This is a genomic window from Pseudomonas congelans (assembly GCF_900103225.1).
Classification (GTDB): Bacteria; Pseudomonadota; Gammaproteobacteria; order Pseudomonadales; family Pseudomonadaceae; genus Aquipseudomonas; species Aquipseudomonas congelans.
Genome location: NZ_FNJH01000003.1, coordinates 528,661 through 543,733, shown reverse-complemented (window position 1 = coordinate 543,733; position 15,073 = coordinate 528,661). Strand labels below are relative to the sequence as shown.

Below are 15,073 nucleotides of genomic sequence, written 5' to 3'. Positions count from 1 at the left end.
TAAACCGCCGAAACAGGTCCGCCATGTTAGCGGGTTGCATACAGCAGATTATTCTTTGCAACCCGGCAGATCGGCGCTTTTTATCCAGACTGCTTTGTTAGCTTATGGGTATCGAACGGCCTGGCAGCAAAGGGCCTGGCCTTGACCATTATTGCTCCAGGGAGCCCGCTGGATGACCTCAAAGTCCTTGAACAGCCATCACGTTGATCCGGACACCGCGCTGAAACTCTATATCGATGGTCGTTGGTCCGCCCCGCTCGACCCGGTCAGTATTGCGGTGATCAACCCTGCGACCGAAGAAGTAGTGGCGCATGTCGCCAGTGGCTCGGCCGCCGATGTCGACCGTGCGGTCGCGGCAGCGCGGGCAGCCTTTGCGGGCTGGTCTGGCACCTCGCCACAGGCCCGGGCACAGGTCATCGGCCGGATCCACGCGCTCATTCTCGAGCGCAAGGAACAACTGGCGCAGGCGATCTCGCTGGAGATGGGTGCAGCCATCAGTTCGGCGCGGTCCATGCAGGTGCCGCTGGCCGCAGAACACGTGCGTGTCGCACGTGACCTGCTGGCGACCTATCACTTTCACACCGTCGAAGGCGGCACCGCGATCGAACGCGAGCCCATCGGTGTGTGCGGGCTGATCACGCCGTGGAACTGGCCGCTGTATCAAATCACCGCCAAAGTCGCCCCGGCTATCGCGGCTGGCTGTACCGTGGTGCTCAAGCCCAGCGAACTGTCGCCCTTGAGCGCGCTGCTGTTCGCGCAACTGGTGCATGACGCCGGCCTGCCGCCGGGGGTGTTCAATCTGGTCAATGGCAGCGGCCCCGAAGTCGGCGGCGCGATGGCGGCCCACCCTGATATCGACATGATCTCGATCACCGGTTCCAACCGGGCAGGCGCATTGGTGGCGCAGGCCGCCGCACCGACGGTTAAACGAGTGACTCAGGAACTGGGCGGCAAATCGCCGAATATCCTCCTGCCCGACGCCGACTTCGCCAAAGCCGTGCCGCCCGGCGTGATGGCCGCGTTCCGCAATGTGGGTCAGTCATGCAGCGCGCCAACACGAATGATCGTGCCCAGGAACCGACTGGCGGAAGTCGAAGCGCTGGCTGCCGAAACGGCCGCGGCAATCGTTGTGGGTGATCCGCAGCTGGAGGAGACGGTATTGGGCCCTATCGCCAACGAGGCACAGTTTCATCGTGTCCAGTCGATGATCGAGGCCGGACTGAGCGAAGGCGCGAAGCTGATCTGCGGCGGGCCGGGACGAGTGCAGGGCCATGAGCGAGGCTTCTATACCCGGCCAACTGTGTTTTCCGAGGTGGACTCGTCCATGCGTATCGCTCGGGAAGAGATTTTCGGCCCGGTGCTGTGTCTGATTGCCTACGACACGGTCGAGGAAGCCATCGCAATTGCCAACGATACGGTCTATGGCCTGGGCGCGCATGTCCAGGGACAGGACCTTGACCTGGCGCGCTCGGTCGCTTCGCGCATTCGTGCCGGGCAAGTGCATTTGAACTACCCCGCCTGGAACCCGATGGCTCCGTTTGGCGGCTACAAGCGTTCGGGCAACGGTCGCGAGTACGGCGTACAGGGGTTCGAAGAGTATCTGGAGACCAAGGCTATTGTGGGGTTTGGTTGAGTGGGGGTTGCGCTACGCGCTAATTCTTAGCTGATCGTGAGGATCGTTCCAACGCTCCGCTTGGGAATGCCTTTCGTGACGCTCCGCGTCACACAGCGGTTCTGCGACATGATTATCGTGCCGACGCTCTGCGTCGTCAGTGCCATCGTGGTTGAAAAGCGTTTTAGAAGCATAGCTGAGAGGCTGATGACTATCGTTCCTCACGCTCCGCGTGGGAATGCAGTTCGTGACGCTCTGCGTCACACAGCGGCTTTTCTTTGTCAGGTGGATAGGGTTCGGCTCATGTCACCTTTTCGCCCCTCGGCGAGTCACTTTGAAGGGGCCAAAGTGACCAAAGCCTCTGGCTACGTTTCCGGCCCGACTCCGTCATGTCATTAATCCAGGGGCAATTCACAGAGCGTTGGAACGATAGCCATCTTTTTACAACTCAACGTTATGCCTCATCAGTTAGCTGCTACAGATTTGCTTTTTAAATGCGATGGCACTGGCGACGCAGAGTGCGACGTAGGTGACGGCTGAGTCCTGCCGCTGATCCGGGGGTAGCCTGGCAGGACGCCAGGCTAGCCGCACCGGGCCATGGATGGCCCGTTGCGGCCACCCCCGGATCAGTGTCAGGGCGAAGGAACCCGACGAAGTCGGGCCGGAAACGGAGCTGCGGGCTTTGCCTACTTTGGCCCCATCAAAGTAGGTCGCCGAGGGGCGAAAAGGTGATTTGAGTCGAACCCAAATCTACCTGACATCACAGAACAGCTGTGTGACATGCCAACGCGGAGCATTGGCACGATATTCCCTGAAGCCTGCGGAACGAGAGTAAGAAATCACTTCCTCGCCGCTTTGGCCACGTCCAGCCTGCGCAGGTGGCAGGTGACTTCTTCGCGGTCGTGGTAGAGCTGTTTGCAGCCGATGGCCACCCGCACACCTCGCGCCTGAAAGCCTTCTTCGATGCGGTCGAGCAGTCGGCGTACTTCAGCGTAGCGCTGTTTCATCGGCAACTTGAGGTTGACCACCGCTTCGCGGCACAGGCCTTCGCCCAGCCAGGTTTCCAGCAGCGCCGCATTGCGTGCAGGCTTTTCGACGATGTCGCAGACCATCCAGTCCACGGGCTGTCGAGGCTTGTAGGTAAAACCGTCCGCCATCAAATGCTGCACCAGCCCGGTGTCCATCAGGCTTTCCGCCATCGGCCCGTTATCGATGGCGGTCACCAGCATGCCGCGGCGCACCAGTTGATACGTCCAGCCGCCCGGTGCGGCACCCAGGTCCACGCCGGTCATGTCGCCGGAAAGGCGTTCGTCCCACTGGTCTCTGGGAATGAAGTGGTGCCACGCCTCTTCAAGCTTCAAGGTCGAACGGCTTGGTGCCTCGCGGGGAAACTTGAGGCGCGGAATGCCCATGGGCCACATGGCGGAGTTGTCCGCGTCGGCCAGACCGAGAAACACCTCGCGACCACTCTTGAAGGTCAGCAGCAGACGCGGCTTGCGCGGGTCATCCACCAGTCTGCCTGCCTGAGTAAGGGCCTTGCGCAGCGGCGCCTCGAACTTTTTGCAGAAATTCGACAGCTCCTTGCCGTCGTTGGTATCCACGACCTCCAGCCACAGACTGCCGCAGGTCGGGAACGCCGCCAACTGCGCCAGAATCACGCTGATGCGATCGGTTTCCGGCAACTCGAGAAACAGCCCCCGCGCCCACTGCCGGGGAAAGATCAGCTTGTCGAAGCGCTGACCGTTCATCAACCGTTCGGCACCCTCCGCCTCGGTGCAAATGAATTCGGCGCAGGCCGTGTCGGGACGGGCCTTGGCATACCCGGCCACGTCCAGGCGCGCGGCGTGATCGGCTATTTCCGAGCAGACTTCGCCCTCAAAACCGGGTCGGCAGTGCATAAACAGTGTATTCATGGGTTACTCCTGGGCAGTGGGCACTCGGGCGTAACCCCGCAGACTTGAAAGCCGCGCATGATAGCCCAATCCAGGAACCACTGGTGCGGCCGAACAGTCCACAGAACTTGAAGCCTGATGCGGCGCTCCCGGCCTGATGCACATGGAGCCCGTGAACCGATGTTCGGAGAACATTCCTCAAAGGAGACATTCATGCCCTCCCTCGATAGCCTGAAAAGCCTGAAAACCCTCGAAATCGATAACAAGACCTACCACTACTTCAGCCTGCCGGAAGCCGCACGATCACTGGGCGATCTGGACAGGCTGCCCATGTCACTCAAGGTGCTGCTGGAAAACCTGCTGCGCTGGGAAGACAACAAGACGGTAACCGGCAACGACCTCAAGGCCCTTGCCGACTGGTTGACCGAGCGTCGTTCGGACCGGGAAATCCAGTACCGCCCTGCCCGCGTCCTGATGCAGGACTTCACCGGCGTACCGGCGGTGGTCGATCTGGCTGCCATGCGCGCGGCCGTGGCCAAGGCCGGCGGCGATCCGCAGCGGATCAATCCCCTTTCCCCGGTGGACCTGGTGATCGACCACTCGGTGATGGTCGACAAGTTTGGCAACGCCGAAGCCTTCGGCGAGAACGTCGATATCGAGATGCAGCGCAACGGTGAGCGCTACGCGTTCCTGCGCTGGGGCCAGAGCGCTTTCGATAACTTCAGCGTGGTGCCGCCCGGCACAGGCATTTGCCATCAGGTGAACCTCGAATACCTGGGTCGCACCGTATGGACCAAGGAAGAGGACGGCCGCACCTACGCGTTCCCCGACACTCTGGTCGGTACCGACTCGCATACCACGATGATCAATGGCCTGGGCGTACTGGGCTGGGGCGTGGGCGGTATCGAAGCCGAAGCGGCGATGCTTGGCCAGCCTGTGTCGATGCTGATCCCGGAAGTGATCGGTTTCCGGCTGACCGGCAAATTGAAGGAAGGCATCACCGCCACCGATCTGGTGCTCACCGTTACCCAGATGCTGCGCAAGAAAGGCGTGGTCGGCAAGTTTGTCGAGTTCTACGGTGACGGCCTGGCCGATCTGCCGCTGGCCGACCGCGCCACCATTGCCAACATGGCACCCGAATATGGCGCGACCTGTGGTTTCTTCCCGGTCGATGACGTAACGCTGGACTACCTGCGTCTGTCGGGCCGCCCCGACGAAACCGTCAAGCTGGTCGAAGCCTATTGCAAGGCTCAGGGTCTATGGCGTCTGGCAGGCCAGGAACCGGTGTTCACCGACAGCCTGGAACTGGACATGAGCACGGTTGAAGCCAGCCTTGCTGGTCCCAAGCGCCCTCAGGATCGTGTAGCACTGCCGAATGTGTCCAAGGCCTTCAGCGATTTTCTCGGTCTGCAGGTCAAACCTGCCAAGGTCGATGAAGGTCGCCTGGAGAGCGAAGGCGGCGGCGGTGTCGCGGTGGGCAACGAGGCCCAGGTCAGTGGCGAAACCCAGTATGAATACGACGGCCAGACCTATCATCTGAAGGACGGCGCCGTGGTGATCGCGGCGATCACGTCCTGCACCAACACCTCCAACCCCAGCGTCATGATGGCAGCCGGGCTGGTCGCGAAAAAAGCCGTCGAGAAAGGCCTGAAACGCAAGCCGTGGGTGAAAAGCTCGTTGGCACCCGGTTCCAAAGTGGTGACCGATTATTACAACGCAGCAGGTCTGACCCAATACCTTGATGCCTTGGGCTTCGATCTGGTCGGTTACGGCTGCACCACCTGCATCGGCAACTCCGGTCCGCTGCTGGAGCCTATCGAGAAAGCCATTCAGCAGTCCGACCTGACCGTCGCGTCGGTGCTGTCGGGCAACCGTAACTTCGAGGGCCGCGTTCATCCACTGGTCAAGACCAACTGGCTGGCATCGCCACCCCTGGTGGTTGCCTATGCACTGGCAGGCTCGGTACGCATCGACATCAGCAGCGAACCGTTGGGCGAAGGCTCGGACGGCAAGCCGGTTTACCTGCACGATATCTGGCCGAGTCAGCAGGAAATCGCCGACGCCGTGGCCAGCGTCAACACCGGCATGTTCCACAAGGAATACGCGGAAGTCTTTGCCGGTGACGAGCAATGGCAAGCGATCGAGGTGCCGCAGGCGGCCACTTACGTCTGGCAGGACGATTCCACCTACATTCAGCACCCGCCATTCTTCGAAGGCATCGACGGTCCGCTGCCGGTTATCGAAGACGTGGAAAACGCGCGCATTCTGGCCCTGCTGGGCGACTCGGTAACCACCGACCATATCTCCCCTGCCGGTAATATCAAGGCCGACAGCCCTGCCGGGCGCTACCTTCAGGAGAAAGGCGTCAAGTATCAGGATTTCAACTCTTACGGTTCGCGCCGTGGCAACCATGAAGTGATGATGCGCGGGACCTTTGCCAATATCCGCATCCGCAACGAAATGCTCGGCGGCGAAGAAGGTGGCAACACGGTGCATGTGCCCTCCGGCGAGAAGCTGGCGATCTACGACGCGGCCATGCGTTATCAGACAGAGGGGACGCCACTGGTAATCATTGCCGGTCTGGAATACGGCACGGGTTCAAGCCGTGACTGGGCTGCCAAAGGTACCAACCTGCTGGGCGTCAAGGCGGTCATCGCCGAAAGCTTCGAACGGATTCACCGCTCGAACCTGGTGGGCATGGGCGTGCTGCCATTGCAGTTCAAGAACGGCCAGACGCGCAAGACCCTTGGCCTGACCGGCAAGGAGACGCTGAAGATCACCGGGCTGACCAACGCAGACGTGCAGCCGGGCATGAGCCTGACCCTGCATATCGAACGCGAAGACGGCAGCAAGGAAACCGTCGACGTGCTGTGCCGCATCGATACGCTTAATGAAGTGGAATACTTCAAGTCGGGCGGCATTCTGCATTACGTGCTGCGCCAGCTGATCGCGTCCTGATACCCCCTGAATGCGGCCTGCACCCTGTTTCAGGGTCAGGCCCTTGCATGAAAATTTCTATAATCTCGCCCCTGCCCTGCTGAACGCCGGATAGAATTCCCCGCTCTCAAGGCAGGACTTACTCATGACCACAAGGCACTGGCTGACTTTCTGCCTCCTGAGCAGCGGCTACGCGCTGGCGTTGTTTCACGGCAACCTTGACCCTTCGGCGGCGTTGAGCTTTGGCGCATTGTTCATTGCCTGGTTTTGCGTGGCGCGATCCTCTTATTCCTCCATCCGCCTGTGTGGCCACGGATTGTTCATCGTGACCGGTCTGGCGCTGGCCTTTCACCTGGCGCCCGGCTTCAATAACGCCAACGTCATCGAAGCGACGCGATTCAGTGCCGATGCCGCGATGTTTTCCATGGACCTGAATCTGGACAAGCCGCTGATCGGCTTCTGGCTGATACTGGCCTGCCCCTGGATTCTGCCGAAAGTCGACGTCGCCCATTCACTGCAGACCGGGATTCTTGCGCTGATTGTGACGTCGGCGTTCTGCATGACCGCTGCAGTCATGTTAAACGTCGTCGGCTGGACACCAAAATGGCCTGCTCAGGGCCTGATATGGCTACTCAACAATCTGTTGCTGGTGACCCTGACCGAAGAGCTGTTTTTCCGCGCTTATCTGCAAGGCGGCCTGCTGCGCTTGTTCAAGGGCTCGAGGTATGCGACGGCATTATCGATCACCCTCGCTGCCGGCCTGTTCGGACTTGCGCACGCAGGTGCAGGTCCGCAGTGGGTGGCATTGACGAGCATGGCTGGCGTGGGGTACGGCATCGCATTTCGTTTCGGCGGGCTGCAGGCCGCTGTCATCAGTCACCTGGGCCTGAACCTCGTGCATTTCGGGCTGTTCACCTACCCCATGCTGGCCCGACAGGGCTGACTCTCCGGTCACTTGTCGCACGCCGCTCAATTTATCGACGTGCCCGCCGATAACCACGCCATAGTCTTCCGGATCGAAGGATCGAAATCCCATGCGCAACAACCAGCCCGTCACTCAACATGAGCGTACGTTTCCTGCCGAACAACGACTGATTTCCACCACCGATACCCGAGGCACCATCACCTACTGCAACGATGCCTTCGTCGACATCAGTGGTTACAGCGAGGCTGAATTGCTGGGCGCGGCGCACAACACCGTGCGTCATCCGGACGTACCACCTGCAGTCTTCGAGCACATGTGGACCACGCTCAAGTCCGGGCAGCCGTGGATGGGCATCGTCAAGAACCGCTGCAAGAACGGCGATCATTACTGGGTCAATGCCTATGTGACGCCGGTGCTGGAAAACCGCCAGGTGGTGGGTTTCGAGTCGGTACGTATCAAGCCGACCGCCGAACAGATCCGCCGTGCCGAGGCGCTTTACGGCCGGCTTAACAAGGGCAAGAGCGCGGTACCAAGCCGCGACAAATGGCTGCCGGTACTTCAGGACTGGCTGCCGTTCATTCTGGTCAGCCAACTGAGTTTCCTGATCGGCGTGTGGCTCAATTCACACTGGGGTTTTGCCCTGGCTGCGGCATTGTCGGTACCACTGGGCCTGCTGGGGCTTTCCTGGCAGCAACGTGGCACCAAACGCTTGTTGCGCCTGGCCGAACAGACCACTTCCGATCCGTTGATCGCGCAGATGTATACCGACAGCCGTGGCCCGCAAGCGCGCCTGGAAATGTCGATCCTCAGTCAGGAAGCGCGCATGAAAACCTGCCTGACGCGTTTGCAGGACACAGCCGAACACCTGAACAGTCAGGCCCGCCAATCCAACTCGCTGGCCAATGCCAGCTCGACCGGGCTGGAACGTCAGCGTGTGGAAACCGAGCAAGTTGCCGCCGCCATCAACCAGATGGCCGCTACTACTCAGGAAGTCGCCAGCCACGTTAACCGCGCCGCTGATGCCACCCAACAGGCCAACGAACTGACGCGCCGCGGTCGCGATATCGCCGGTGAAACCCGCGAAGCCATTCAGCGCCTGTCCACCTCGGTGGGCGAAACCGGCCTGACCGTGACGCGCCTGGCCAAGGACAGCGATGAAATCGGCGGCGTGGTCGATGTGATCAAAGGCATTGCCGACCAGACCAACCTGCTGGCCCTCAACGCTGCGATCGAAGCGGCACGCGCCGGTGAGATGGGTCGCGGCTTTGCCGTCGTGGCAGATGAAGTGCGCCAATTGGCACAACGCACCGCAGAGTCCACCGGGCAGATTCATGGCCTGATCGCCAAACTGCAGCAGACTGCCACCGACGCGGTACAGACCATGGACACCGGTCGCCGTCAGGCCGAAGAAGGCGTTGCACGGGTACTGGAGGCAGATCAGGCGCTGGTGGGAATCAGCGAGGCCGTGGCCAATATCACCGACATGACCACGCAGATCGCCACCGCCACGGAAGAGCAAAGCGCCGTGGCCGAAGAAATCAACCGCAATATCGCCACCATCGCCACCCTGGCAGACCAGACCGCTGACGAAGCACGTCGCTCGGCGGTATTGAGTGGTGAACTGACCGACACGGCCAACTCACAGTATTCGCTGGTAGAACGGTTTAATCGCTGAGACTGTTTGCCAAGCCTCGACAAACTTCGTTTGGTCGGGGCTTTTTTATGACCGCTCATAGTGTGCACTGTTAGCTTTCTATTTAAATCTGACAGAACTTGAGAAGCACTCTGAAGACTGCGTAGGATATTTCTTTAACGATTTAAATGACAGCAGCACGACACCTCTGACCATTGACAGCGAGCGCACACTCCGATCAGTTGAAACCCAGGTGATGCGGTAGTTATTTATTACCCCGGCAAACATCGATTATCACCCGAGTGAAACTTTAGCTCTGCGACCGGCGCAGCACTGTTTGCACCCACCATCTTCCGTTCGATCAGTTTTGGCGAAGTCCTTAAACGAATGCTCTCCGGTTACACCGGCATGCGAGCCGGCGACTGCGTCCAGACCTTCTGCAATAACAGAGAAGGCCCGGTTCATGCGGTAGAACCTGAAAACCTTGTTACCGCCCCCTGCAGATCATTTTCAGCAAAGCCTTCCTGCTTGGTGTGGGCAGCCAACACTTCACCATCAACTGTCAAGTCATCGACCGTGCGGGCGACCTGTCACTGCTCTCGCACTCCGTGACACTGTCAATGCAGCTCTAAGCACAGCACCTGCATTTCTGCCCACAACCTTGACGGCTTCGCACACTGACGCTTGCGGGACCCTAATGATAAAGTTGAGTGAATATTCCTACGTTGGAGTGGGAATTCAGCCAAAACGTAATTTTTCACCTTTTATAAGACTTATCTGTAGTTAATGTCCTACGGGTATTTCATGCATAAGAAACCCCAAAAAAACACCCACAACAAGCCACACCCTTTATTTACAGCATCTCAGATACTAACAAGCGATAATTTACTACGCACATGATACCAAATGTAACTGCACAACCTCACACAACCTCTGCCTGGCCTTTACATCTGCAGACACTTGACCTGAACACTTATGTGCCTTGTAATATTTCCGTTGCCGACCACTGCCGGCACGCATATAACAACTCAACTTAATGTCAATAAAAGAGTTCACGATGGATAAAGAACAATCCACGGATGTAGCGGCGCGCACCCAAAAAAAACAAAACAATCCCGACAGCGCGAGCACTGTTCAAGAAGCCCCGCCCCACAAGAGCCTCTACCGACACGCGAGTCCCCTCCATCTTCCATCCGATATTTCCGACACGCTGAAAGCACCTGTGCTGCCTGACATCGATCCTGATTCCATCAGTCACGAACAGGCACATGCGGGCATTACCATTCATATCCCGGGGTCAGTCAAAATGTGCTGGGGTGACGAAATCCGTTTCTATTGGGGGAAAAACCTGTCATCGACAACGCTTTTTCATCGGGTAGGCGAAAACAGCGTGATACGTGTGCTGTGCATTTCCTACACTTTTACGCCCTATATTCAGTACGGTCTGGTTGATCTGTATTACGAGCTTTATCGTGATCATCGACTGATCGGCACATCGCCAGTGCTACGGGTGAACGTCAACTACGCGGTGCCTGTCACCTCCCGACAGAGACAACGCAAACGCAGGTTCACCGATCATTAACTGAAAAGCCCCCGGTGATCACTCACCGGGGGCTTTGGTGTTGCTCAGGCACTGGCTTCAACAATCAGAATGCCAGGCGGAGCCCCACATTCGCTCCCCAGGGTTGCTCGATATGCCGACCTTTCATGTAATCGAAGTCTGCGTGCAGTCTCAGGCGCTCGGACAGCGACACCGATACCCCGGCCCCCAGTTCGCCGCGCGAACCGAACAGGCTGTTATCGAATTTCACATCGTTGGCTTTCACCTCGTTGCGGCGCGAAAACTCCTGTGCAACGGCGACGCGCACATAAGGCTGCAAGACCCCGCGATCCTTGAGCGCGACACTGCGGCCCAGCGAGGTGCCCACCTTGCCCAATACCGATTGAGTCTGGTTGTTCTTCGCCTTCATGCCGTTGTCCAGGCGCAGTTCCTGTCCCTGAACGACGACACTGGACAACTGAGCGAACGGTTCGAGAAAGTAATCGTCCGCCAGTTTTATGTGGCGGCCGAACTCTACCCATCCCCCTACCCCGTTGTTGGTGTAGTCACCCTTGGCCTTGCTTGCATCGCTCATGGCAACATCTGCCTTGTTGCGAAAGCGGTTGAGTTTGAGCACGCCGTCAACGTAGTAGCCTTCGTCCAACAGCCAGGTGGCATAGGCGCCTGCATAGTAGCTGTCGACTTTACCCGTAGTGCCACGGCTCAAATCGATACCGGACGTGCTGTACCCTCCCAGCACACCCACTACCAGTTGGCCGTTGCTGACCTCGACGGGCGCATCGGCACCCAGCGACAGGCCACTTTGTTTCTGCCGGTAGTCAACACCGTCACTGGTCGTGGCATTCAGCCTGTTGCCATAGGCACGCATCCAGCCGCCCGCCCTGCCGCTTGCACGAACCTCACCCATGCGCGAACGCAAGGTAGAGAGCTCACTCATCCAGATGGCAGGTGCCGCACTGTAAAGGGCAAGCGCGCTCTGGGTCGAAGGGCTTATGACCTTGTGTTTACCGACGATGAACCAGTCATTGCCCTGCTGCTCCAGCAAATACGAATAGGCGCCCAGGTCGACCCGTCCGCCCAGCAGGCTGAATTGCGCGTCGCCACCTTCGGTATGCACCACCTTGAGCGGTGCCATGTCGGCAGGCACAATCTCCTCCCCCGTGTTGCGCACCCGCAAGCCGAACTGCCCACTGGCCTGACCGTTGACGTCAATGAGGTCTCCGAAGCCGTTGTCCAGATCCACGCGCAAGCCGAACGTGCCAGCCCCTGACAACTCATTCAGCGAAAGGGTATGAAACCCTTCGCCAGCAAACGAGACCCTGCCACCCTGCAGGGAAAGCGACCTGACGGCATTGTCGCCCTGCATCTGCCAGTGACTGCCCGAGGTAATCGCCAGACGGTTGCCATTGACGATGTCGCCGTTCAATTGCGCGCCGTTTTGCAGCGTGATATTCAGGGTGCTGGTGTCATCGGCGACAAGGTTGCCATTGAGGGTGCTGTTGTCGACGTTGAAGTTGGCGGTGCTCTGGTTCAGAACCTCAAGAAGCATGCCATTGCCGGACAACAGGAGGGTGTCGTTCTTGATCTCAATATCCGCAAGGTGGCTTATACCCTCACGCCCTTCCACCCTTATGGCGGCTCCTGTCAGCCCTTCGACGGTAGAGTTGTCGATGCTCAGTTGACCGTGATTGAACTGCGTTCCATCACCCACTGTGAGGCCTGGATGAGTGAACCATACCCCGTGAGACAAGCCTTTTATGTAGCTCCGGGAAGTGATATCAGCGCGAGCGCCAAAAATGCCAACGCCCCAGCCAGTGTGTCTACCAACTTCACCCTGCAGCGAGCTGACCTGTGTATTGCTGATCAGGGCCGAGGCGTCCTCGACAACGGTAATGCCGCCCCCTTTTCCCTCAACGACACTGTGTTCAAGTGTCACGTTCGAGTTGCCCTGCACGATGAGCGCTACCGTGCGATCGCTGAGGATGGTGGAGTCCTTAACTAAAGCTCGAGCGTCACGGTCAGACAGCATTCCATCCTTGACCAGGGTATTACCAGTTAACTCGGTCCTTCCGCCGTAGGAATAAATATGTTTGATCGCAGCCCCGTCGGAATGAAGGTATCCAGTACCGTATACAGAGTAACTATCAAATGCGCTGGCCGCATCCACATACTCTGTCCGGTCTCTGACAATCTCCCTAAGCGGAGAGTCGGCCATCACGTGAGTCGACGCGAGGTACGCAATAGCGCCCAGCCCTGCCCTGTAAAGCCCACACTTCCCAATAAAACACTCAGCCACGATAAGAAACTCTCAACATTCATAGGAGTTTTATTGTGGCTGCACTGCTAGCAGATACAATTAATTTCCAATAACAAACAAGTAGTCCAATTCCGAAAATTTAGTAGTACCTTTCCCACAAAACACTAGGCTAGTCCGATTGGACAGCCAGCCTACATCCATAAAAATACTTGCCCAAAGAGCATTGACAGCCGCCCAAAAAGTCTATTACTTAAAAATCCAGATGAAGCCAAGAGCTTCTCTCTGACGGCCAAGCGCCCCTGGAATTATCGTTATCGACTGACGGCATCAGGACACTCCTGCTCGTCAATAAAAATCAAATAAAGGAATTTCGACATGCATCAAAACAACAATTTTTACACACGCGGCCCCAATCAAGAACCGACGCTCATACCACCGTTTGTTCCTGTCGCAGACGAAGCGGACGGACTTATAAAAACAGCCGACCTTGCCAATGACATCATCGTCGAATTTCCAGTCTGGGAAGGTGCCAGGCTTCAAGACTCTTACCAGTTGCGATTGAATGGCGATGAAGTTGGTTTAGCAGGCCAACTGATACCTCTTCCACCGGTCGGAACGCTATTACGCTTGACCATCCCCGTCGACACCGAACTGAAAGACGATGGCGCGTACGAACTTGACTACATGACGATCGGTTATCCCAGTGGTGCGGAGCAATCGTCCCAAATCAAAACGCTTGTTGTCGACCGCACCGCTCCGGGCGCCCATCAACTGGGTTACATGGATTTTCCGGCTGAGGCCAAAGATGGCCTGACACTTGAAGAGCTTCAGTCCATGGGCGGTGTATTGACCGGTAGCATTTTCGGATATTCGGGACTGAATCGCGGCGACGTTATCAAAACCTATTGGGGAAACGTGCCCGGTCCAGAGCTTGAACTGAACGGTCTGGAAGATGAAAGTCAAGCGATCGAAATCCTGTTTACCAAGGAGTTTCTTACTGCTCTCGGCAGCCCTGCAGGCGCAACCTATTACACGGTGACAGACCGAGCCGGCAACACGTCTGCCGAGTCTCAGAAGATTACCATCCCTCTGTTTCTGACCGAAGTGACGCCCGGCCTGCCTGCTCCGGTTATTGATAATAACGACGGCGTGATTGATTACGCAGAGGCCACGGCCAGCGTCGAGGTAAAAATTCCGTTCTCGTCCTTTTTGATGGAAGGCGATCAGATTCTCCTGCACTGGGGTTCTGAAGACTTAGGGCCTGCCTCTGTTGCCGTGGAGGACCTGGACGAGCCTTTCATTCTGTTCTTTGATGTCCCATATCTGATCATTGAACAGGCTCAGAGTGGTCTGCGCGACATCAAGTATGACGTCATCAGAAACGGACAGGTTACCGGTACTTCAGACCCTCTTGAAGTGCTTGTCAATATTGAGCTGCCCGTGCCTGGCGTTCTCGACAAGCCGACGATCAAAGGTAGCAGCAGCACGCCCAGCAATGAAGACAACTTTATTGATGAGAACGACTTTGAGCTTGACGCCACCGTATTGGTTAACTGGAACCCCCTCTTTAAGGCCAATCAGATCTTGACGGTCTTTTGGGGCGGCCAAGAGGTATTGGAACAACCCTACACGCTCACCAACAGCGACGTCGTCGCAGGCCGTACGCTGTTGCTCACTGCGCTGAACAGTAAGTTTACCGCCGTGGGCACAGGAAACGACATCAGAGTTTATTACACCGTCAAAACCGAGGGTAATCCCAATCTCTCCACCTCATCAGAGCAGGGCTTGATTGTGCGCTCGAAAAATGAATTACCGGGTGGTCCGGAAGGGCCAGAAGCACCGCAATTTATGTCGCTGTCTGCCAACGGCACGCTGACCTTTGAAAATAGCGCGCAAGGCGCCCCCATTTTCATACATCCCTATATAAACATGGCGCCAGGACAAGTCATTGTCTTCACCTATGAAGCCTACAACGAGCTGGTGGGCGATGATAAAAAATTCGAGTGGTCAGTCACGTCACCGGCCATCACTCAAGAAGAAGTTCAAAACGGCGTTAACATTCTGGTGCCACGCACTGTATTGAACCAGCACTGTTACGGGCATGCTGACATCAGCTTCCAGGTAAAAAGCAGCATGGGCCAAGGTAACTCTAAACGCGCCAGCGCCTACGTCGATATGCGTGTCGGTGGACTCTGCAGAATTTGACCTTGCCTGAACTCCGCCATTTATCTTTAAACAAGAAAAAAGAGAAAATAC

Annotated in this window: 8 protein-coding genes; 6 read left to right on the top strand and 2 right to left on the bottom strand. The window is 57.5% G+C overall.

Going from position 1 to position 15,073, the window contains the following annotated elements:
- Positions 1-172: 172 nt before the first annotated feature.
- On the top strand, positions 173-1,633 hold the full coding sequence (locus BLR20_RS13810; RefSeq protein ID WP_054993048.1) for an aldehyde dehydrogenase family protein: 1,461 nt from the start codon (positions 173-175) through the stop codon (positions 1,631-1,633).
- An 818-nt stretch (positions 1,634-2,451) separates the two neighbouring features.
- Here BLR20_RS13810 and rlmM read toward each other — a convergent pair.
- Positions 2,452-3,525, bottom strand: a complete 1,074-nt coding sequence (rlmM, locus tag BLR20_RS13800; protein ID WP_010426861.1) for a 23S rRNA (cytidine(2498)-2'-O)-methyltransferase RlmM — start codon at positions 3,523-3,525, stop codon at positions 2,452-2,454.
- Positions 3,526-3,717: 192 nt separating this feature from the next.
- Here rlmM and acnA point away from each other — a divergent pair, with 192 nt between their 5' ends.
- The 4 genes from acnA (at position 3,718) to BLR20_RS13780 (ending at position 10,581) form a co-directional block, all read left to right on the top strand.
- Entirely contained in the window at positions 3,718-6,462 is a 2,745-nt protein-coding gene (gene acnA / locus BLR20_RS13795) for an aconitate hydratase AcnA (RefSeq protein ID WP_054992387.1), read from the top strand.
- 124 nt (positions 6,463-6,586) lie between these two features.
- Positions 6,587-7,384 carry a CPBP family intramembrane glutamic endopeptidase gene (locus tag BLR20_RS13790; protein WP_054992388.1) on the top strand — a complete coding sequence of 266 codons (798 nt, stop codon included), beginning with the start codon at positions 6,587-6,589 and terminating at the stop codon, positions 7,382-7,384.
- 91 nt (positions 7,385-7,475) lie between these two features.
- Positions 7,476-9,041 carry a methyl-accepting chemotaxis protein gene (locus tag BLR20_RS13785; protein WP_010426864.1) on the top strand — a complete coding sequence of 522 codons (1,566 nt, stop codon included), beginning with the start codon at positions 7,476-7,478 and terminating at the stop codon, positions 9,039-9,041.
- Between the two features lie 1,015 nt (positions 9,042-10,056).
- Positions 10,057-10,581, top strand: coding sequence for a hypothetical protein (locus tag BLR20_RS13780; protein WP_044313291.1), 525 nt, complete (start codon positions 10,057-10,059; stop codon positions 10,579-10,581).
- Positions 10,582-10,645: 64 nt separating this feature from the next.
- Here the strand turns inward: BLR20_RS13780 and BLR20_RS13775 are convergent, their stop codons facing one another.
- On the bottom strand, positions 10,646-12,589 hold the full coding sequence (locus tag BLR20_RS13775; protein ID WP_162235634.1) for an autotransporter outer membrane beta-barrel domain-containing protein: 1,944 nt from the start codon (positions 12,587-12,589) through the stop codon (positions 10,646-10,648).
- A 603-nt stretch (positions 12,590-13,192) separates the two neighbouring features.
- Here BLR20_RS13775 and BLR20_RS13770 point away from each other — a divergent pair.
- Positions 13,193-15,022, top strand: coding sequence for a hypothetical protein (locus BLR20_RS13770; RefSeq protein WP_054992389.1), 1,830 nt, complete (start codon positions 13,193-13,195; stop codon positions 15,020-15,022).
- The last annotated feature ends 51 nt before the right edge of the window (positions 15,023-15,073 follow it).